This is a genomic window from Pseudomonas sp. R2-37-08W (assembly GCF_003851705.1).
In the GTDB taxonomy this organism is placed as follows: Bacteria; Pseudomonadota; Gammaproteobacteria; order Pseudomonadales; family Pseudomonadaceae; genus Aquipseudomonas.
On the sequence record NZ_CP027728.1, the window covers coordinates 5,647,435 to 5,666,101 of the forward strand.

The following is an 18,667-nucleotide window of genomic DNA, read 5'->3' on the forward strand; positions in this document are numbered from 1 at the left end:
CGCCCTGACCTGGATGGCGCTTCCTTGATGACTCAACGGCTTTTATCGCTTTTCCTGTTGGGAGCGCTGGCACTGGCTGGCTGCGCGACGGCCCCCACACCGCGTGTGCCCAGTGATGCCCTGCCCGCGGCACAGTCTTCCTTCGGCCGCTCGATCCAGGCCCAGGCGGCGCCGTATCAGGGCCGTTCGGGCTTTCGTTTGCTGCCCAACAGCAGCGAAGCCTTCATGGCCCGCGCCGAGTTGATCCGCAACGCCCAGACCAGCCTCGACCTGCAGTACTACATCGTGCATGACGGCATCAGCACGCGCATGCTGGTGGATGAACTGCTCAAGGCCGCCGACCGCGGCGTGCGTGTGCGCATCCTGCTGGATGACACCACCAGCGACGGGCTCGACCAGATCATCGCGACCCTTGCCGCCCATCCCAAGATCGAAATTCGCCTGTTCAACCCGCTGCATCTGGGCCGCAGCACGGGCGTGACGCGCGCCATGGGGCGCCTGTTCAACCTGTCGCTGCAACACCGGCGCATGCATAACAAACTCTGGCTGGCAGACAACAGCGTCGCGATCGTGGGCGGGCGCAACCTGGGGGATGAATATTTCGACGCCGAACCCAACCTGAATTTCACCGATATCGACATGCTCAGCGTCGGGCCGGTGGCTGAGCAACTGGGCCACAGTTTCGATCAGTACTGGAACAGCGCGCTGAGCAAACCTATCGATGAGTTTGTCGCAACCATGCCCTCCAAGGTCGACCTGGCTGTCGCACGCGGACGCCTGGAGACGTCACTGGCCCAATCGCGCCAACAGAACCACGCCTTGTATAACCGCCTGCGCACCTACCAGACCCAGCCACGCATGGATATCTGGCGTCGCGAGTTGATCTGGGCCTGGAACCAGGCGCTGTGGGATGCGCCGAGCAAGGTGCTGGCCAAGGCCGACCCGGACCCGCAATTGCTGCTCACCACGCAACTGGCGCCGCAGTTGGCAGGCGTCAGCCGTGAGCTGATCATGATTTCGGCGTACTTCGTTCCGGGCCCGCCTGGGCTGGTGTACCTGACCGGCCGCGCCGACGCGGGCGTGTCGGTGAGTCTGCTGACCAATTCCCTCGAAGCCACTGATGTACCGGCGGTGCACGGCGGCTACGCACCCTATCGCAAGGCGCTGCTGGAGCATGGCGTGAAACTCTATGAACTGCGTCGACAACCGGGCGACCCCAGCGCAAGCAGCGGTCCGCACCTGTTTCGTCGAGGCAGCTTGCGCGGTTCCGACTCCAGCCTGCACAGCAAGGCGATGATTTTCGATCGGGAGAAGTCGTTTATCGGCTCGTTCAATTTCGATCCACGCTCAGTGCTATGGAACACCGAAGTCGGCGTGCTGGTGGACAGCCCGGAACTGGCGGAGCATGTGCGTAACCTGGCGCTGCAAGGTATGGCGCCGGCGTTGAGCTACGAGGCGAAGCTGCAGGACGGGCAGATCGTGTGGGTGACCGAAGATAACGGCCAGCTGCACACCCTGACCCGGGAACAGGGCAGTTGGTGGCGCCGGTTCAATGCCTGGTTCGCCACCAGCGTCGGCCTGGAGCGCATGCTCTAAAACGTGTGGGAGGGGGCTTGCTCCCGATTGCGGTGTATCAGTCACCAGATGCAGCGACTGACACTAAGCTATCGGGAGCAAGCCCCCTCCCACATTTGTTAGAGCTTGATCCAGGTCGCCTTCAGCTCGGTGTATTTGTCGAACGCATGTAGCGATTTATCGCGACCGTTACCCGACTGTTTGAAGCCACCGAACGGTGCGGTCATGTCGCCGCCATCGTACTGGTTGACCCACACACTGCCCGCACGCAGAGCCTTGGCGGTCAGATGGGCCTTGGAGATATCCGCCGTCCACACCGCTGCGGCCAGGCCATATTGGGTGTCGTTGGCGATGGCGATGGCTTCTTCGGCGCTGTCGAACGTGATCACCGACAGGACCGGGCCGAAGATCTCTTCCTGGGCAATCTTCATGGCGTTGGTCACGCCGTCGAAAATGGTCGGCTCGACGTAAGTGCCACCGGTTTCTTCCAGGGTGCGCTTGCCACCGGCGACCAGCTTGGCGCCATCGGCATGGCCCGATTCGATGTACGACAGCACGTTGTTCATCTGCTGGGTGTCCACCAGCGCGCCCACGTTGGTGGCAGGGTCCAGTGGGTTACCTGGCTTCCACACCTTGAGCGCCTCGATCACCAGCGGCAGGAAAGTGTCCTTGATCGAACGTTCCACCAGCAGGCGCGAACCGGCGGTGCAGACTTCGCCCTGGTTGAAAGCAATGGCACTGGCGGCGGACTCGGCGGCGGTTTGCAGGTTCGGCGCATCGGCAAACACGATGTTCGGGCTCTTGCCGCCGGCTTCCAGCCACACGCGCTTCATGTTCGATTCGCCGGAACGGATCAACAGCTGCTTGGCGATTTTGGTGGAACCGGTAAACACCAGGGTATCCACGTCCATGTGCACCGCCAGCGCGTTACCCACGGTGTGGCCGTAGCCTGGCAGCACGTTGAACACGCCTTTTGGAATGCCGGCTTCAACGGCCAGGGCAGCGATGCGGATGGCGGTCAGCGGAGACTTTTCGGACGGCTTGAGGATGACCGAGTTACCGGTCGACAGCGCCGGGCCGAGTTTCCAGCAGGCCATCATCAGCGGGAAGTTCCACGGCACGATCGCACCGACCACGCCCACGGGCTCACGGGTCACCAGACCCAGTTGGTCATGGGGAGTGGCCGCCACTTCATCGTAGATCTTGTCGATGGCCTCGCCGCTCCAGCTCAGCGCCTGCGCCGCGCCGGGTACGTCGATGTTCAGGGAGTCGCTGATCGGCTTGCCCATGTCCAGGGTTTCAAGCAGGGCCAGCTCTTCGGCATTGGCCTTGAGCAGCGCAGCGAAACGGATCATGACGGACTTGCGCTTGGCCGGCGCCAGGCGCGACCAGACACCGGAATTGAAGGTGGCACGGGCATTTTCCACGGCGCGCTGGGCGTCGGCGGCGTCACAGCTGGCTACGGTGGCGAGCAAACGGCCATCGACCGGGCTGATGCACTCGAAGGTGTCACCGGAAGCGGCGGCGGTGTATTCGCCATTGATGTAGGCGCGGCCTTCGATCTTCAGGTCCTTGGCGCGTTGTTCCCAGTCGGCACGGGTCAGGGTGGTCATGCAAGTGTCCTCCTCTTATTTGGATACAAGGGCCTGGGAGATTTGATCCCGGCGCCTCCACGAATTCTTGCCTGGCCAGCCTGCTGTTCGGCTCAAGGCACTTGCCACCCTAAACCAGCGACTGGGGAAGTTTCAATATATTTGACATAACGGCGGAAAACGCCCTTGCGATGTTCATTTTAATAAACATAGACTTTGAGCTTTCCAACCGCAGGCCCGACGGGATAAGCCCATGAGCATCCAGGACATCGTTGATTTCAGCCAAGCCAACACCGCCCCCGAACGCTATCGCCCTGCCGCCGAAAAAATCCTCAAGGGCGATCCCGAACAGACGATCTACAACCACTACAACAGCCCATGCGGACAAATGAACGCAGGCGTCTGGGAAGGCGAAGTCGGGCAGTGGACAGTCAATTACACCGAACATGAATACTGCGAGATCGTGCAGGGGGTGTCCGTACTGCGCGATGCCGAGGGAAATGCCAAAACCTTGCGCGCCGGCGACCGCTTCGTGATCCCGGCCGGCTTCAGCGGCACCTGGGAAGTACTGCAAGCGTGCCGCAAGATCTATGTGGTGTTCGAACAGAAAGCCTGATCAGTGAACAGCGGGACGCGGAGCGTCCGAGGCGGCGTTACCACGCAGAGCGTGGGAACGATCATCGCAGGCAAAAAAAAGCCCGTATCGTGAGATACGGGCTTTTTTTCACAAGGAAGGAAATCAATTACTTGATTTTGCCTTCTTTGTAGATCACGTGCTTGCGAACGCGCGGGTCGAACATTTTCTTTTCGAGCTTGTCCGGGGTAGTACGCTTGTTCTTGTCGGTAGTGTAGAAGTGACCAGTACCGGCGCTAGAGATCATTCGAATCAATTCACGCATGATAGAGCTCCTTAGATCTTGCCGGCGGCGCGGATTTCGGCCAGCACGACAGTGATGCCACGCTTGTCGATGATACGCATGCCTTTGGCAGATACACGCAGGCGAACAAAACGTTTCTCTTCTTCAACCCAGAAGCGGTGATGCTGCAGGTTCGGCAGGAAACGACGACGGGTTTTGTTATTTGCGTGGGAAATGTTATTCCCAGTCACCGGACCCTTACCGGTAACTTGACAGACTCTCGACATGCCTCAGCCCTCTAAAACCACATGCCCAACCCGGCATGGGTTGGCCGCTTAATCTCTCAGTCATTTGGCGCCAGGCGCCGCGTTTCTTTAGGGTCTTACCGGCTACACCTACAAGCGAAGGAACCGGGCCCCTAGAAAAGAGCGCTGCTTTATACCAGAAAGACCCAGGTGCAACAACAGCGAGTGTGTTTTTACCTGGGTAAATCTCGGCTATTGGCGCCTGAACCGTTGCCAGGAGGGGCCGCTACAACAGCCGACCGCTCGTCGCACAGAATGATTTTCAGCGCCCGCAAGTACTCGGACCTGCAAGGTGAAACGCGCTGAGGCGCCATCAAAACAGCATTTGAGCCAAAAGCACAGGCAAAAATAGGCTAGTCATTTAACCAACAGGCCACTACGGTAGGCCTTTTCCAGACTGCACTTGCAGATGGGCCTTCGATTTGCACAGGAAACCTAATATGCGCCTCGCTGCCCTACCGCTATTGCTAGCCCCCCTCTTGATCGCGCCGACGATGGCCGTTGCCGCCACCAATCTGAGCGTTTGCACCGAGGCCAGCCCCGAAGGGTTCGACGTGGTGCAGTACAACTCGTTGACCACCACCAACGCCTCGGCGGATGTGCTGATGAACCGTCTGGTGGACTACGACGCAACCGGCGCAAAACTGGTGCCGAGTCTGGCGGACAGTTGGGACGTCTCGCCAGACGGCCTGACGTACACCTTCAAGCTGCACCCGAACGTGAAATTCCATCGCACCGAGTATTTCACCCCGAGCCGTACCCTGACCGCCGAAGATGTGCGCTTCAGCTTCGAACGCATGCTCGACCCAGCCAACCCGTGGCACAAGATCGCCCAGAGCGGCTTTCCTCACGCGCAATCCCTGCAATTGCCCACGCTGATCAAGAAGATCGACGCACTCGACCCGCTGACCGTGCGCTTCACCCTCGATCACGCCGATTCCACGTTTCTTGCCGCATTGAGCATGGGCTTTGCCTCGATCTACCCGGCCGAATATGCCGAAAAACTGCTCAAGGCCGGCACCCCGGAAAAACTCAACAGCCAGCCCATTGGTACCGGGCCCTTCGTTTTTGTGCGATTCCAGAAGGATGCGGTGGTGCGCTACAAGGCCAACCCGGACTACTTCGCCGGCAAACCGACGGTGGACAACCTGATCTTCGCGATCACGCCGGATGCCAATGTGCGCCTGCAGAAACTGCATCGCGATGAATGCCAGATCGCCCTGTCGCCCAAACCCCTGGATGTGGGCGAGGCCGAAAAAGACCCGGCCCTGAAGGTGGAAAAAACCGCAGCCTTCATGACCGCGTTCGTCGCCATCAACAGCCAGCATCCGCCGCTGGACAAGCCCGAAGTACGCCAGGCGATCAACCTGGCCTTCGACAAAGGCAGCTACCTCAAGGCCGTATTCGAAGGCACCGCCGAAGCGGCCAACGGTGTTTACCCACCCAATACCTGGAGCTACGCCAAAGAGCTGTCGGGTTACCCACAGGACCTGGCCAAAGCCAAGGCGCTGCTCAACCGCGCCGGCCTCAAGGATGGCTTCAAGACCACTATCTGGACCCGCCCGACCGGCAGCCTGTTGAACCCCAACCCAAATCTTGGCGCTCAACTGTTGCAGGCCGACCTGGCCAAGGTCGGCATCCAGGCCGACATCCGTGTGATCGAATGGGGCGAGTTGATTCGCCGCGCCAAAGCCGGCGAGCATGACCTGCTCTTCATGGGCTGGGCCGGTGACAATGGCGACCCGGATAACTTCCTCACCCCGCAATTTTCCTGCGCGGCAGTCAAGTCCGGCACCAACTTCGCCCGCTACTGCGACCCTGCGCTGGACAAGCTGATCAGCGCTGGCAAGACCACCAGCGAACAAGGCGTGCGCAGCAAGCTTTACCAGCAGGCGCAGGCGCAGATCCAGCAGCAGGCCCTGTGGCTGCCCTTGGCGCACCCCATGGCGTTTGCCCTGACACGCAAAAATGTCGACGGCTACCAGGTGAGTCCGTTTGGTCGCCAGGATTATTCCAAAGTCAGCGTCAAGCCTTAAGCTGCAAGCTGCAAGCTGCAAGCCGATTTGTGGCTTGCAGCTGCCCCTCTACATCCATCCATATTCCGCCATCGACAATGGATCACCATCACCCACGATGATGTGATCCAGCACCCGCACGTCCACCATTTCCAGGGCCTTCTGGAGAATTTTGGTCAACTTTCGATCAGCGGCGCTTGGATCCGCGCTTCCCGAAGGATGGTTGTGGCACAGGATCAATGCCGCCGCGTTGTACGCCAGCGCGCGCTTGACCACTTGCCGGGGATAGACCACAGCGGTATCGATAGTGCCCTGGGACAGCGCTTCGAAACCCAGCACCCGATGTTTGGAGTCGAGAAACAGGCAGCCAAACACCTCGTGAGTTTCATGACGCAGCAGCGCCTTGAGGTATTCGCGCACGGCCAGCGGACTCTCCAGCACCGAATCGTTGCGCAGGCGCTCGGCCATATGGCGCCGGGACATTTCCAGCACCGCCTGCAACTGGGCAAACTTCGCCGGCCCCAGGCCCAACTGCTGATTGAACAACGCCTGGCTGGCTTCCAGCAGCGGGCGCAGGCCACCGAATTGCGCCAATAAATGGCGCGCCAGGTCCACCGCACTCCTGCCAGACACTCCGGTGCGCAGGAAGATCGCCAGCAATTCGGCATCGGACAGACTGGCCGCGCCCCACTCCAAAAGCTTCTCTCGCGGCCGCTCGGCAGCAGGCCAATCGCGAATACTCATCCCACCTCCTCTCCATGATGTACGCCGCATGCGCCGCTGTTGCCAGACGGACGCTGTGTTATCGTAGGCCCTCTTTTTTGCATGCGATTTCACCTGGGGAGGGGTCATCGCAGGCGTCACTGAACTGGCTTCACTGAACTGGAAAGGCAAACCAATGCAGCGTCTGTATCGGAAACGCATCGTTCTCGGCGTCGGCGGCGGCATTGCCGCCTACAAGAGCGCAGAGCTGGTTCGCAGGCTCCTGGACCAAGGCGCCGAAGTGCGCGTGGTCATGACCCGTGGTGGCAGTGAGTTCATCACCCCGCTGACCATGCAGGCCTTGTCCGGCCACCCGGTTCACCTGGACCTGCTGGACCCGGCGGCCGAAGCCGCCATGGGCCATATCGAACTGGCCAAATGGGCCGACCTTGTACTGATCGCGCCGGCCACCGCCGACCTGATCGCGCGCCTGGCCCAGGGCATCGCCGATGACCTGCTGACCACCCTGGTACTGGCCACCGACGCCACCGTCGCCATCGCCCCGGCGATGAACCAGGCCATGTGGCGCGACCCGGCCACCCAGGCCAACACCCAGCTTTTGCAAAGCCGTGGCCTCAAGGTCTTCGGCCCGGCGTCCGGCAGCCAGGCCTGCGGCGACGTCGGCATGGGCCGCATGCTCGAGGCCACCGACCTGGCGCTGTGCGCTGCCGAGTGCTTCCAGCACCTGGCCCTGACCGGCAAACATGTACTGATCACCGCTGGCCCGACCCAGGAAAACATCGACCCAGTGCGCTACATCACCAACCATAGCTCAGGAAAAATGGGCTTTGCCCTGGCTGAAGCTGCGGTTGAGGCAGGCGCACGTGTCACCCTGATCACCGGCCCGGTGCATCTGCCGACGCCTGATCGGGTGACGCGAATCGACGTAGTCAGCGCCCGGGACATGCTGGCGGCCTGTGAGGCTGCCATTCCGTGCGACCTGTTCATCGCCTCGGCAGCGGTTGCAGACTACCGACCGGAAGTCGTTGCGCCGCAAAAGCTCAAGAAAGACCCTACAAGCGGTGATGGCCTGCTCCTGCAAATGGTGCGCAACCCGGACATCCTGGCCACCATCGCCACCCGTTCGGATCGTCCGTTCAGCGTCGGTTTTGCCGCCGAGACCGAACATTTACTGGACTACGCCGCACGCAAATTGAAAGACAAAAACCTCGATCTGATCGTTGCCAATGATGTCGCCAACCCGAGCATCGGCTTCAACAGCGAGGAAAATGCCATCAGCGTGATCGACCGCGAGTTGCACGCCACCGTTTTCGCCCAGACCAGCAAGGGCAAGATTGCCCGCCAACTGATCTCTTTTATCGCCCAACGGCTGAACCAGGTTTAATATCCATGCACGCTTTGCAAGCCAAGATCCTCGACCCCCGCATCGGTAGCGAATTTCCACTGCCGGCCTACGCTACCCCAGGCTCCGCTGGCCTGGACCTGCGCGCCATGCTCAAGCAAGACACTGTCCTCGATCCGGGCCAGACCCTTCTGATCCCCACCGGCCTGTCGATCTACGTCGGCGACCCGGGCCTGGCAGCCCTGATCCTGCCGCGCTCCGGCCTGGGCCACAAACACGGCATCGTGCTGGGCAATCTGGTGGGCCTGATCGACTCCGACTACCAGGGCGAGTTGATGGTGTCGTGCTGGAACCGCGGCCAGACCGCGTTCAACATTGCTGTCGGCGAGCGTATTGCCCAACTGGTGCTGGTGCCGGTGGTACAGGCACATTTCGAACTGGTGCAGGAATTCGACGAAACCCAGCGTGGCGCCGGCGGTTTCGGGCATTCCGGCAGCCACTGACTAAGCTGAACCTGGCCGGATGCGATTGTCCGGCCAGACGCCACCGCCCGGCTTTTCAGGATGAAGAATACGCACACGGCATCAGCGATTTTTCTACAATAAAATCAAAGGATTACGTACAAATAAGCACGCCGCCGAAGCGCCGATGGCACTTTTACACCACGAACTCTCTGCCGAAAACGCCGTCATACCCTTCAGTTTGAGCCTGCCGGCCAGCCACACCAGGCCAGCCTTGCCCCCTTTCAGATGGAGTTCTTCCCGCGATGAGTACCGCAGCCCGTGTAGCCCCGACTTTTCCCGACAGCATCTTTCGTGCCTACGACATTCGTGGCGTGGTGCCCAAAACCCTGACCGCCGAAACCGCCTACTGGATCGGCCGCGCCATCGGTGCGCAGAGCCTGGCCCAGGGCGAGCCAAATGTTTCGGTGGGCCGTGACGGCCGCCTGTCCGGCCCGGAGCTGGTGGAGCAACTGATCCAGGGCTTGGCAGACAGCGGTTGCCATGTCAGCGACGTCGGGCTGGTGCCCACGCCTGCGTTGTACTACGCCGCCAACGTGCTGGCCGGTAAATCCGGCGTCATGCTTACCGGCAGCCACAACCCGTCGGACTACAACGGTTTCAAGATCGTGATCGCCGGCGATACCCTCGCCAACGAACAGATCCAGGCCCTGCACACGCGCCTGAAAACCAACGATCTGACCAGCGGCACCGGCAGTATTACCAAGGTCGATATCCTGCAGCGCTACTCTGACGAAATCACCCGCGACGTCAAGCTCGACCGCCGCCTGAAAGTGGTGGTGGACTGCGGCAACGGCGCGGCTGGCGTGATCGCACCGCAATTGCTCGAAGCCCTGAACTGTGAAGTGATCCCGCTGTTCTGCGACGTCGACGGCAACTTCCCCAACCATCACCCGGACCCAGGCAAGCCTGAAAACCTGGTGGACCTGATCGCCAAGGTCAAGGAAGTGGGCGCCGACGTGGGCCTGGCCTTCGACGGCGACGGCGACCGTGTAGGGGTGGTGACCGAAACCGGCGAGATCGTGTACCCGGACCGCCTGTTGATGCTGTTTGCCCGTGACGTGGTGGCGCGCAATGCCAACGCCGAAATCATCTTCGACGTTAAGTGCACCCGCCGCCTCACGCCGCTGATCAAGGAATACGGCGGTCGTCCGCTGATGTGGAAGACCGGACATTCGTTGATCAAAAAGAAAATGAAGGAAACCGGCGCCTTGCTGGCCGGCGAAATGAGCGGTCACGTGTTCTTCAAGGAGCGCTGGTTCGGTTTCGACGACGGCATTTACAGCGCTGCGCGCCTGCTGGAGATCCTCAGCAAGGAAAATCCACGGCGCAAGAGCTGTTTCAGACTTTCCCCAACGATATTTCTACGCCAGAGATCAATATCCATGTGACCGAGGAGAGCAAATTCAGCATCATTGACGCACTGCACGATGCGCAATGGGGTGAAGGCGCCAACCTGACCACCATTGATGGTGTGCGAGTCGATTACGCCAAAGGCTGGGGCCTGGTTCGCGCGTCCAACACCACGCCGGTGCTGGTGCTGCGCTTCGAGGCGGATACCGAGGCTGAGTTGCAGCGCATCAAGGACGTCTTCCACGTCCAGTTGAAACGTGTTGCCCCTGATCTCCAATTACCGTTCTGATTTTTTACCGGAGCCCTGAATGACCCTCGAACGCGAAGCCGCTGCCAACACCGCCAAGGTCCTGTCCGAAGCGTTGCCTTACATTCGACGCTACGTCGGCAAGACGCTGGTGATCAAGTACGGCGGCAATGCCATGGAAAGCGACGAGCTGAAAACCGGCTTTGCCCGCGACATCGTGATGATGAAAGCCGTGGGGATCAACCCGGTTGTCGTCCACGGTGGTGGACCGCAAATCGGCGACCTGCTCAAGCGCTTGTCGATCGAGAGTCACTTCATCGATGGCATGCGCGTCACTGACGCGCAGACCATGGACGTGGTGGAGATGGTGCTCGGTGGCCAGGTCAACAAAGACATCGTCAACCTAATCAACCGCCACGGCGGCAGCGCCATCGGCCTGACCGGCAAGGATGCGGAACTGATCCGCGCGAAAAAACTGACCGTGACCCGTCAGACCCCGGAGATGACCCAGCCGGAAATCATCGACATCGGCCAGGTGGGCGAAGTGATCGGCATCAACACCGATCTGCTCAACCTGCTGGTCAAGGGTGACTTCATCCCGGTGATCGCGCCCATCGGCGTGGGCGTCAACGGCGAGTCCTATAACATCAACGCCGACCTGGTAGCGGGCAAGGTGGCAGAGGCACTGAAAGCTGAAAAGCTGATGCTGCTGACCAACATCGCCGGCCTGATGGACAAGCAAGGCAAGGTGTTGACCGGCCTGACTACGCAACAAGTCGACGAACTGATCGCCGATGGCACCATCTATGGCGGCATGCTGCCGAAAATCCGCTGCGCGCTGGAAGCTGTACAGGGCGGCGTCGGCAGCTCGCTGATCCTCGACGGCCGGGTGCCAAATGCGATCCTGCTGGAAATCTTCACCGATACCGGTGTGGGTACATTGATCAGCAATCGCAAACGTTCTTAGGTTTCAGAAAACAAAAAGGCCCCGCTCAATCTGATTGAGCGGGGCTTTTTGCATAGATCTTGAAAACATCGAAGATCAAATGTGGGAGGGGGCTTGCCCCCGATAGCGGTGGGTCAGTGCTGAATTAATCAACTGATACACCGCCATCGGGAGCAAGCCCCCTCCCACATGAGCCCTCACCTGCATGAAGATCTGTGTCAGACGCCAAACTGCTCGCGATACGCCCGCACCGCCGGCAAGTGCTGCTTAAGCTGCGGATCATCTTCCAGGAACTGCAACACCTGGTTCAACGACACAATGCTCACCACCGGAATGCCGAAATCACGCTCCACTTCCTGGATCGCCGACAACTCGCCGTTGCCACGCTCCTGGCGGTTCAGTGCGATCAGCACACCCGCCGCCTTGGCGCCGTCCTGGGAAGCGATGATCTGCATCACTTCACGGATAGCCGTACCGGCCGTAATCACGTCATCGATGATCAATACATCGCCGGTCAGCGGCGCACCCACCAGGCTGCCGCCTTCGCCGTGGGCCTTGGCTTCCTTGCGGTTGAAGCACCACGGCAGGTCCTGCCCATGATGTTCCGCCAGCGCCACCGCAGTAGCCGCAGCCAGGGGAATGCCCTTGTAGGCCGGGCCAAACAGTACGTCGAAGGAAATACCGCTTTCAACAATGGCCGCCGCGTAGAAACGCCCCAGTTGAGCCAGGGCCGAACCCGAGTTGAACAGGCCAGCATTGAAGAAATACGGACTGGTGCGCCCGGATTTGAGGGTGAACTCACCGAAGCGCAAAACCCCGCGATCGATGGCAAAACGAATGAAATCGCGTTGATACGCCTGCATGAAAAAAGCCTCAGATACCACGGATTTAGCTAATTAGGTAGACGGCGTGTATCATACACGCACGCGATTTTTGGGGCCATTTATGCGGATCATCAGTGTGAACGTTAATGGTATTCAGGCTGCAGTCGAGCGTGGTTTGCTCAGTTGGCTGCAAGCACAGAATGCCGACGTCATCTGCCTGCAGGACACCCGCGCCTCCGCCTTTGAACTGGACGACCCAGCCTTCCAACTGGATGGCTACTTCCTTTATGCCTGCGATGCCGAAGTACCCACCCAAGGTGGCGTGGCTTTGTACTCGCGGTTGCAACCCAAGGCGGTCATCAGCGGCCTCGGCTTCGAGACAGCCGACCGCTACGGGCGCTACCTGCAAGCCGATTTCGACAAGGTCAGCATCGCGACCTTGCTGCTTCCTTCGGGGCAGAACGGCGATGAAGACTTGAACCAGAAATTCAAGCTAATGGACGACTTCGCCCGTTATCTGGATAAACAGCGACGCAAACGTCGCGAGTACATTTATTGTGGCTCGCTGTACGTGGCGCAACAGAAGCTGGATATCAAGAACTGGCGCGACAGCCAGCAATCCCCTGGCTTCCTGGCGCCGGAACGGGCCTGGATGGACGAGATTGTCGGCAACATGGGCTATGTCGACGCCCTGCGCGAAGTCAGCCGCGAAGGCGACCAGTACAGCTGGTGGCCGGATAACGAACAGGCTGAAATGCTCAACCTGGGTTGGCGTTTCGACTACCAGCTGCTGACCCCGGGTCTGCGCCGGTTCGTACGCAGTGCCCGCTTGCCGCGCCAGCCGCGCTTCTCGCAGCACGCGCCACTGATCGTGGACTACGACTGGACCTTGACCATCTGAGGTCTTTTTCCAGGCACAAAAAAACCGACAGCGATGTCGGTTTTTTTGTGGATGGCTATTATTTGACCAGACGCCAGGTCAGAGGATAGCGATAGGCGATCCCCTTGTTGGCCTTGATACTGCCGATGATGGTCAGCACCACCGTGGCAATCGCCAGGGCAATCATCAGGAAGAAACCAATCACTGCGAAGGCCAGCACGATGCAAGCGATCCAGGCGATGGCGACGGTGATCTGGAAATTCAGGGCTTCCTTGCCCTGATCATCAATAAACGCATCCTGCTCCTTCTTCATCTGCCACAGGATCAGTGGCCCCACAACGCTGCCGAAGGGGAACACGAATCCCAGAAACGCCGCGAGATGGCACAACATTGCCCCCTGCCGCACTTCATAGGAAGGCGCAGGCACCGGCATTTGGCTGTTGTCATTCATGGCGTTTCTCCTTGAGACCGGCTCAGTCAGCCAGTGCGGCGTTCTGCAGTTCGAAAATTTCGTTCATGCCTTTCTGCGCCAGGGCCAGCATGGCGTTCAGTTCAGCTGGCTGGAATGGCGCGCCTTCGGCGGTGCCCTGCACTTCGATGAAACCACCGGTGCTGGTCATGACCACGTTCAGGTCGGTCTCGGCGGCCGAGTCTTCCAGGTAGTCCAGATCCAACACCGGCTCGCCCTGGTACATGCCCACCGAGACGGCGGCGATCATTTGCTTGAGCGGGTCGCCGCCTTTGAGGCCGCCACGCTTCTTGATCACTTTCAGTGCGTCAACCAGGGCCACCATGGCGCCGGTGATCGAGGCGGTGCGGGTGCCGCCGTCGGCCTGGATCACGTCGCAATCGACGTACAGGGTCACGTCGCCCAGCTTGGTCATGTCCAGGGCCGCGCGCAGGGAGCGGCCGATCAGGCGCTGGATTTCCAGGGTACGCCCGCCTTGCTTGCCACGGCTGGCTTCACGCTGGTTACGTTCGCCGGTGGCGCGCGGCAGCATGCCGTATTCAGCGGTCAACCAACCCTGGCCCTGGCCTTTGAGGAAGCGCGGCACGCCGTTCTCGACGCTGACGGTGCAGATGACCTTGGTATCGCCAAACTCGACCAGTACGGATCCCTCGGCGTGTTTGGTGTAGTTGCGGGTGATGCGGATCGAGCGGAGCTGATCGGCAGCGCGACCACTTGGACGTTTCATAGGGAATACCTGTACTGAGGACGAAAAACTGCCGAGCATTATAGAGCCGCCAACCGATTCGGGGCACTTCTTAAAATCCGGTTACGAATAGTCGGGTTTGGGCGCGCTCGTCCCACTGCGCTACAATCCGGCGCCTTCTTAACCATCAGCCCGTGTTTGCGGGACTGTAACGCGAGGTACCTCCATGGTGCACAGCATGACCGCCTTCGCCCGCGTCGAAAAAGCCGGCGTACAAGGCACCCTGAGCTGGGAACTGCGCTCGGTCAACAGCCGCTACCTGGAGCCGCATCTGCGCCTGCCGGAGTCGTTCCGCGACCTCGAGGGCGCCGTGCGTGAAGCGCTGCGCCAGGGCATTTCCCGCGGCAAGCTGGAATGCACCCTGCGCTTTACCGAAGAAACCACCGGCAAACCCTTGCAGGTCGACCGCGACCGCGCCGCGCAACTGGTGGCCGCCGCTGAAACCATCGCCAGCCTGATCAAACAGCCGGCCGCGCTGAACCCCCTGGAAGTGCTGGCCTGGCCGGGCGTGCTGGTGGCCGACGCCACCGACCCGCAAGCCCTCAACGCCGAGGCCCTGGCCCTGTTCAACCTGGGCCTCAAGGAGCTCAAGGCCGGCCGCGAGCGTGAAGGCGCCGAGCTGGCGCGGTTGATCAGCGAGCGCTTGAGCTCAATCGAAGAAGACGTCGTCACCCTGCGTGAGCTGGTGCCGCAAATGCTCGCCACCCAGCGCCAGAAGGTCCTGGATCGCTTCGCCGACATGAAGGCCGACCTCGACCCCGTGCGTCTGGAGCAGGAAATGGTCCTGCTGGCACAAAAGAGCGACGTCGCCGAAGAGCTCGATCGCCTGAGCACCCACATCCTCGAAGTGCGCCGCGTGCTCAAGTCCGGTGGTGCCGCCGGTCGGCGCCTGGACTTCCTGATGCAGGAACTCAACCGCGAAGCCAATACACTGGGCTCCAAAGCGTTCGATCCGCGCAGCACCACGGCTGCGGTCAACCTCAAAGTGTTGATTGAGCAAATGCGCGAACAAGTACAGAATATTGAGTAAGGCACCCTCCATGACCCACAGCACCGGCACCCTTTACATCATTTCCGCCCCTTCGGGCGCGGGCAAGAGCAGCTTGGTCAAGGCCCTGACCGACGCTGACGAGCAGATCCGCATCTCGGTTTCCCACACCACGCGCGCCATGCGCCCGGGTGAAGTGAACGGCGTGCACTATCACTTCGTCGAGCGTACCGAGTTCGTCAAGATGATCGAGCACGGTGACTTCCTGGAGCGCGCCGAAGTATTCGGCAACCTCTATGGCACCTCGCAAAGCCATCTGCAGCAGACGCTGGATGAAGGCCATGACCTGATTCTGGAAATCGACTGGCAGGGCGCCGAACAAGTGCGCCAGCTGATGCCCAAGGCGCGTTCGATCTTCATCCTGCCGCCCTCGCTTGAAGCCCTGCACCAGCGCCTGACCAACCGCGGCCAGGACAGCGACGAGATCATCGAAGGCCGCATGCGTGAAGCCGTCAGCGAAATGAGCCACTACGTCGACTACGACTACCTGATCATCAACGACGATTTTGCCCACGCGCTGGATGATTTAAAGGCGATTTTCCGCGCCAACCAGCTGCAGCAAAAGCGTCAACAACAGCGTTTCGGCAAATTACTCGCCGAACTGCTCGGCTGATTGGCCCTTCCCAAAACCGCTGCGAGGGCTTTACATTGGCACTTGCAGCGGTTTTGCCAGGGTCTGCGAAAAATCAGCGCTTCCCTAAACGCTGGTGATTTTTTAAACTGCTCAGTCCGCTCGCCCAACCGGGCAGCGCGCATCTTGCATTCGCTCCGAGGAATACCATGGCCCGCGTAACCGTTGAAGACTGCCTAGAACACGTGGATAACCGCTTTGAGCTGGTCATGCTCTCTACCAAGCGTGCCCGTCAACTGGCCACTGGCGGCAAAGAGCCCCTGGTCCAGTGGGAAAACGACAAGCCTACCGTTGTAGCCCTGCGTGAAATCGCAGAAGGCCTGATGAGCTATGAGTTCATCGCCAACGCTGAAATCGTTGAAGACGAACCGCTGTTCGCAGCGTTCGAGGACGAGTCCAACGAGGCCGTCTAAGCCTATGCCTGGTCGACGTAGCACGGCGCGGGGTCACAGCCTTCGGCAGGAGTTCACACTTTGCCGAGCATAGACGCCCTCGCCGATCGCTTATCGGCCTACCTCGGCCCCGACCAGGTCAACCTGGTCCGCCGAGCGTATTTCTACGCCGAGCAAGCTCACGACGGCCAACGCCGTCGTAGTGGCGAGGCGTATGTCACCCATCCTCTTGCGGTGGCAAATATCCTGGCCGACATGCACATGGACCATCAGAGCCTGATGGCCGCGATGCTGCATGACGTGATCGAAGACACCGGCATCGCCAAGGAAGCGCTCAGCGCGCAATTTGGCGAAACCGTGGCCGAGCTGGTCGACGGGGTCAGCAAACTGACCCAGATGAACTTCGAGACCAAGGCCGAAGCCCAGGCGGAAAACTTCCAGAAGATGGCCATGGCCATGGCCCGCGATATCCGCGTGATCCTGGTCAAGCTGGCCGACCGACTGCACAACATGCGCACGCTGGAAGTGCTCTCCGGCGAAAAACGCCGGCGAATCGCCAAGGAAACCCTGGAAATCTACGCGCCCATCGCCAACCGGCTGGGCATGCATGCCATTCGTATCGAGTTCGAAGACCTCGGTTTCAAGGCCATGCACCCGATGCGCTCGGCGCGCATCTACCAGGCGGTCAAGCGCGCCCGGGGCAACCGCAAGGAAATCGTCAACAAGATCGAAGAGTCCCTGAGCCATTGCCTGGCGATCGACGAGATCGAAGGCGAAGTCAGCGGACGGCAGAAACACATCTACGGCATCTACAAGAAGATGCGCGGCAAGCGTCGGGCCTTCAACGAGATCATGGACGTGTATGCGTTCCGGATCATCGTCGACAAGGTCGACACCTGCTACCGCGTACTGGGCGCTGTACATAATTTGTACAAACCGTTGCCGGGGCGCTTCAAGGATTACATCGCGATTCCCAAGGCCAACGGCTACCAGTCGCTGCATACCACGCTGTTCGGTATGCACGGCGTGCCGATCGAGATCCAGATCCGCACCCGCGAAATGGAAGAGATGGCCAACAACGGCATCGCTGCCCATTGGCTGTACAAATCCAGCGGCGATGAGCAGCCCAAAGGCACCCATGCCCGTGCCCGCCAGTGGGTCAAGGGCGTGCTGGAGATGCAGCAACGTGCCGGCAACTCCCTGGAATTCATCGAAAGCGTGAAGATCGACCTGTTCCCGGACGAGGTCTACGTGTTCACGCCCAAAGGCCGGATCATGGAGCTGCCCAAAGGCTCCACGGCGGTCGACTTTGCCTACGCCGTGCACACCGACGTGGGCAACAGCTGCATCGCTTGTCGGATCAATCGTCGTCTCGCGCCGCTGTCCGAACCGCTGCAAAGCGGCTCCACGGTGGAGATCGTCAGTGCCCCAGGCGCGCGGCCGAATCCAGCCTGGCTCAACTTCGTGGTGACCGGCAAGGCGCGTACGCATATCCGCCACGCTTTGAAACTGCAGCGGCGTTCCGAATCGATCAGCCTGGGCGAACGCCTGCTGAACAAGGTGCTCAACGGTTTTGACAGCGCCTTGGACAAGGTCCCGCAGGAGCGCGTGCAAGCGATGCTTCACGAGTACCGCCAGGAAACCATCGAGGACCTGCTCGAAGACATCGGCCTGGGCAACCGCATGGCCTACGTGGTTGCACGCCGCCTGCTCGGCGAAGGCGAACAGCTGCCGAGCCCCGAAGGCCCGCTGGCGATTCGCGGCACCGAGGGCCTGGTGCTCAGCTATGCCAAATGCTGCACACCGATCCCGGGCGACCCGATTGTCGGCCATCTGTCGGCGGGCAAAGGCATGGTGGTGCACCTGGACAACTGCCGCAATATCAGCGAAATCCGGCACAACCCGGAAAAATGCATCCAGCTTTCGTGGGCCAAGGATGTCACCGGCGAATTCAATGTCGAGCTGCGCGTAGAGCTGGAGCACCAGCGTGGCTTGATCGCGCTGCTGGCCAGCAGCGTCAACGCGGCCGACGGCAATATTGAGAAAATCAGCATGGACGAACGCGATGGGCGCATCAGCGTGGTCCAGCTGGTGGTCAGCGTGCACGACCGCGTGCACCTGGCCCGTGTGATCAAGAAACTGCGTGCCTTGACCGGGGTGATTCGCATCACCCGCATGCGTGCGTAGTTCTTCAAACAAGCC

Annotated in this window: 18 protein-coding genes and 1 pseudogene; 12 read left to right on the plus strand and 7 right to left on the minus strand. The window is 60.4% G+C overall.

What is annotated here, in order from left to right; all coding sequences use genetic code 11:
* Positions 1-27: 27 nt before the first annotated feature.
* The gene (locus tag C4J93_RS26220) at positions 28-1,596 is read left to right on the plus strand and encodes a phospholipase D family protein (protein WP_124372278.1); all 1,569 of its coding nucleotides are present in this window, start codon (positions 28-30) and stop codon (positions 1,594-1,596) included.
* Positions 1,597-1,694: 98 nt separating this feature from the next.
* Here C4J93_RS26220 and C4J93_RS26230 read toward each other — a convergent pair whose 3' ends face one another.
* The gene (locus tag C4J93_RS26230) at positions 1,695-3,188 is read right to left on the minus strand and encodes an aldehyde dehydrogenase (protein ID WP_124372279.1); all 1,494 of its coding nucleotides are present in this window, start codon (positions 3,186-3,188) and stop codon (positions 1,695-1,697) included.
* A gap of 232 nt (positions 3,189-3,420) precedes the next feature.
* On the opposite strand from C4J93_RS26230, the gene C4J93_RS26235 reads away from it, so the two are divergent.
* Positions 3,421-3,783, plus strand: a complete 363-nt coding sequence (locus tag C4J93_RS26235) for a cupin domain-containing protein (RefSeq protein ID WP_124372280.1) — start codon at positions 3,421-3,423, stop codon at positions 3,781-3,783.
* 127 nt (positions 3,784-3,910) lie between these two features.
* Here the strand turns inward: C4J93_RS26235 and rpmG are convergent, their stop codons facing one another.
* Entirely contained in the window at positions 3,911-4,066 is a 156-nt protein-coding gene (rpmG, locus tag C4J93_RS26240; protein ID WP_003176906.1) for a 50S ribosomal protein L33, read from the minus strand.
* Between the two features lie 11 nt (positions 4,067-4,077).
* Entirely contained in the window at positions 4,078-4,311 is a 234-nt protein-coding gene (gene rpmB, locus C4J93_RS26245) for a 50S ribosomal protein L28 (protein WP_003176907.1), read from the minus strand.
* A 458-nt stretch (positions 4,312-4,769) separates the two neighbouring features.
* On the opposite strand from rpmB, the gene C4J93_RS26250 reads away from it, so the two are divergent.
* Positions 4,770-6,365, plus strand: coding sequence for an ABC transporter substrate-binding protein (locus tag C4J93_RS26250; RefSeq protein ID WP_124372281.1), 1,596 nt, complete (start codon positions 4,770-4,772; stop codon positions 6,363-6,365).
* 48 nt (positions 6,366-6,413) lie between these two features.
* On the opposite strand, the gene radC is transcribed toward C4J93_RS26250, so the two are convergent.
* The gene (gene radC, locus C4J93_RS26255) at positions 6,414-7,088 is read right to left on the minus strand and encodes a DNA repair protein RadC (protein ID WP_124430779.1); all 675 of its coding nucleotides are present in this window, start codon (positions 7,086-7,088) and stop codon (positions 6,414-6,416) included.
* Positions 7,089-7,242: 154 nt separating this feature from the next.
* Between radC and coaBC the strand changes: the two genes are divergently transcribed.
* The 4 genes and pseudogenes from coaBC (at position 7,243) to argB (ending at position 11,497) form a co-directional block, all read left to right on the plus strand.
* Entirely contained in the window at positions 7,243-8,451 is a 1,209-nt protein-coding gene (coaBC, locus tag C4J93_RS26260; protein WP_124372283.1) for a bifunctional phosphopantothenoylcysteine decarboxylase/phosphopantothenate--cysteine ligase CoaBC, read from the plus strand.
* Positions 8,452-8,456: 5 nt separating this feature from the next.
* On the plus strand, positions 8,457-8,912 hold the full coding sequence (gene dut, locus C4J93_RS26265; protein ID WP_124372284.1) for a dUTP diphosphatase: 456 nt from the start codon (positions 8,457-8,459) through the stop codon (positions 8,910-8,912).
* Positions 8,913-9,169: 257 nt separating this feature from the next.
* Positions 9,170-10,572, plus strand: a pseudogene (locus tag C4J93_RS26275) (phosphomannomutase/phosphoglucomutase); the annotation flags it as partial.
* A 19-nt stretch (positions 10,573-10,591) separates the two neighbouring features.
* The gene (gene argB, locus C4J93_RS26280; RefSeq protein WP_124372285.1) at positions 10,592-11,497 is read left to right on the plus strand and encodes an acetylglutamate kinase; all 906 of its coding nucleotides are present in this window, start codon (positions 10,592-10,594) and stop codon (positions 11,495-11,497) included.
* A gap of 197 nt (positions 11,498-11,694) precedes the next feature.
* Here the strand turns inward: argB and pyrE are convergent, their stop codons facing one another.
* Positions 11,695-12,339 (minus strand): orotate phosphoribosyltransferase, encoded by a 645-nt coding sequence (gene pyrE, locus C4J93_RS26285; protein ID WP_003195489.1) that lies wholly within the window; start codon positions 12,337-12,339, stop codon positions 11,695-11,697.
* A gap of 82 nt (positions 12,340-12,421) precedes the next feature.
* Here pyrE and C4J93_RS26290 point away from each other — a divergent pair, with 82 nt between their 5' ends.
* Positions 12,422-13,201 (plus strand): exodeoxyribonuclease III, encoded by a 780-nt coding sequence (locus C4J93_RS26290; protein WP_003195493.1) that lies wholly within the window; start codon positions 12,422-12,424, stop codon positions 13,199-13,201.
* A gap of 58 nt (positions 13,202-13,259) precedes the next feature.
* On the opposite strand, the gene C4J93_RS26295 is transcribed toward C4J93_RS26290, so the two are convergent.
* Both C4J93_RS26295 and rph read right to left on the minus strand, forming a co-directional pair.
* A complete protein-coding gene (locus C4J93_RS26295; RefSeq protein ID WP_124364976.1) occupies positions 13,260-13,631 on the minus strand; it encodes a DUF4870 domain-containing protein in 372 nt (123 codons plus the stop codon).
* Positions 13,632-13,653: 22 nt separating this feature from the next.
* Entirely contained in the window at positions 13,654-14,376 is a 723-nt protein-coding gene (rph, locus tag C4J93_RS26300) for a ribonuclease PH (RefSeq protein ID WP_124368821.1), read from the minus strand.
* Positions 14,377-14,560: 184 nt separating this feature from the next.
* Here rph and C4J93_RS26305 point away from each other — a divergent pair, with 184 nt between their 5' ends.
* The 4 genes from C4J93_RS26305 (at position 14,561) to spoT (ending at position 18,652) form a co-directional block, all read left to right on the plus strand.
* Positions 14,561-15,424: a YicC/YloC family endoribonuclease gene (locus C4J93_RS26305; protein WP_124372286.1), complete on the plus strand. Its 864-nt coding sequence runs from the start codon at positions 14,561-14,563 to the stop codon at positions 15,422-15,424.
* A gap of 10 nt (positions 15,425-15,434) precedes the next feature.
* Complete coding sequence (gene gmk / locus C4J93_RS26310) at positions 15,435-16,055, plus strand: guanylate kinase (protein WP_003213284.1); 621 nt, start codon at positions 15,435-15,437, stop codon at positions 16,053-16,055.
* Positions 16,056-16,222: 167 nt separating this feature from the next.
* Complete coding sequence (rpoZ, locus tag C4J93_RS26315) at positions 16,223-16,486, plus strand: DNA-directed RNA polymerase subunit omega (RefSeq protein WP_003176920.1); 264 nt, start codon at positions 16,223-16,225, stop codon at positions 16,484-16,486.
* 60 nt (positions 16,487-16,546) lie between these two features.
* Positions 16,547-18,652, plus strand: coding sequence for a bifunctional GTP diphosphokinase/guanosine-3',5'-bis pyrophosphate 3'-pyrophosphohydrolase (spoT, locus tag C4J93_RS26320; RefSeq protein ID WP_124364979.1), 2,106 nt, complete (start codon positions 16,547-16,549; stop codon positions 18,650-18,652).
* The last annotated feature ends 15 nt before the right edge of the window (positions 18,653-18,667 follow it).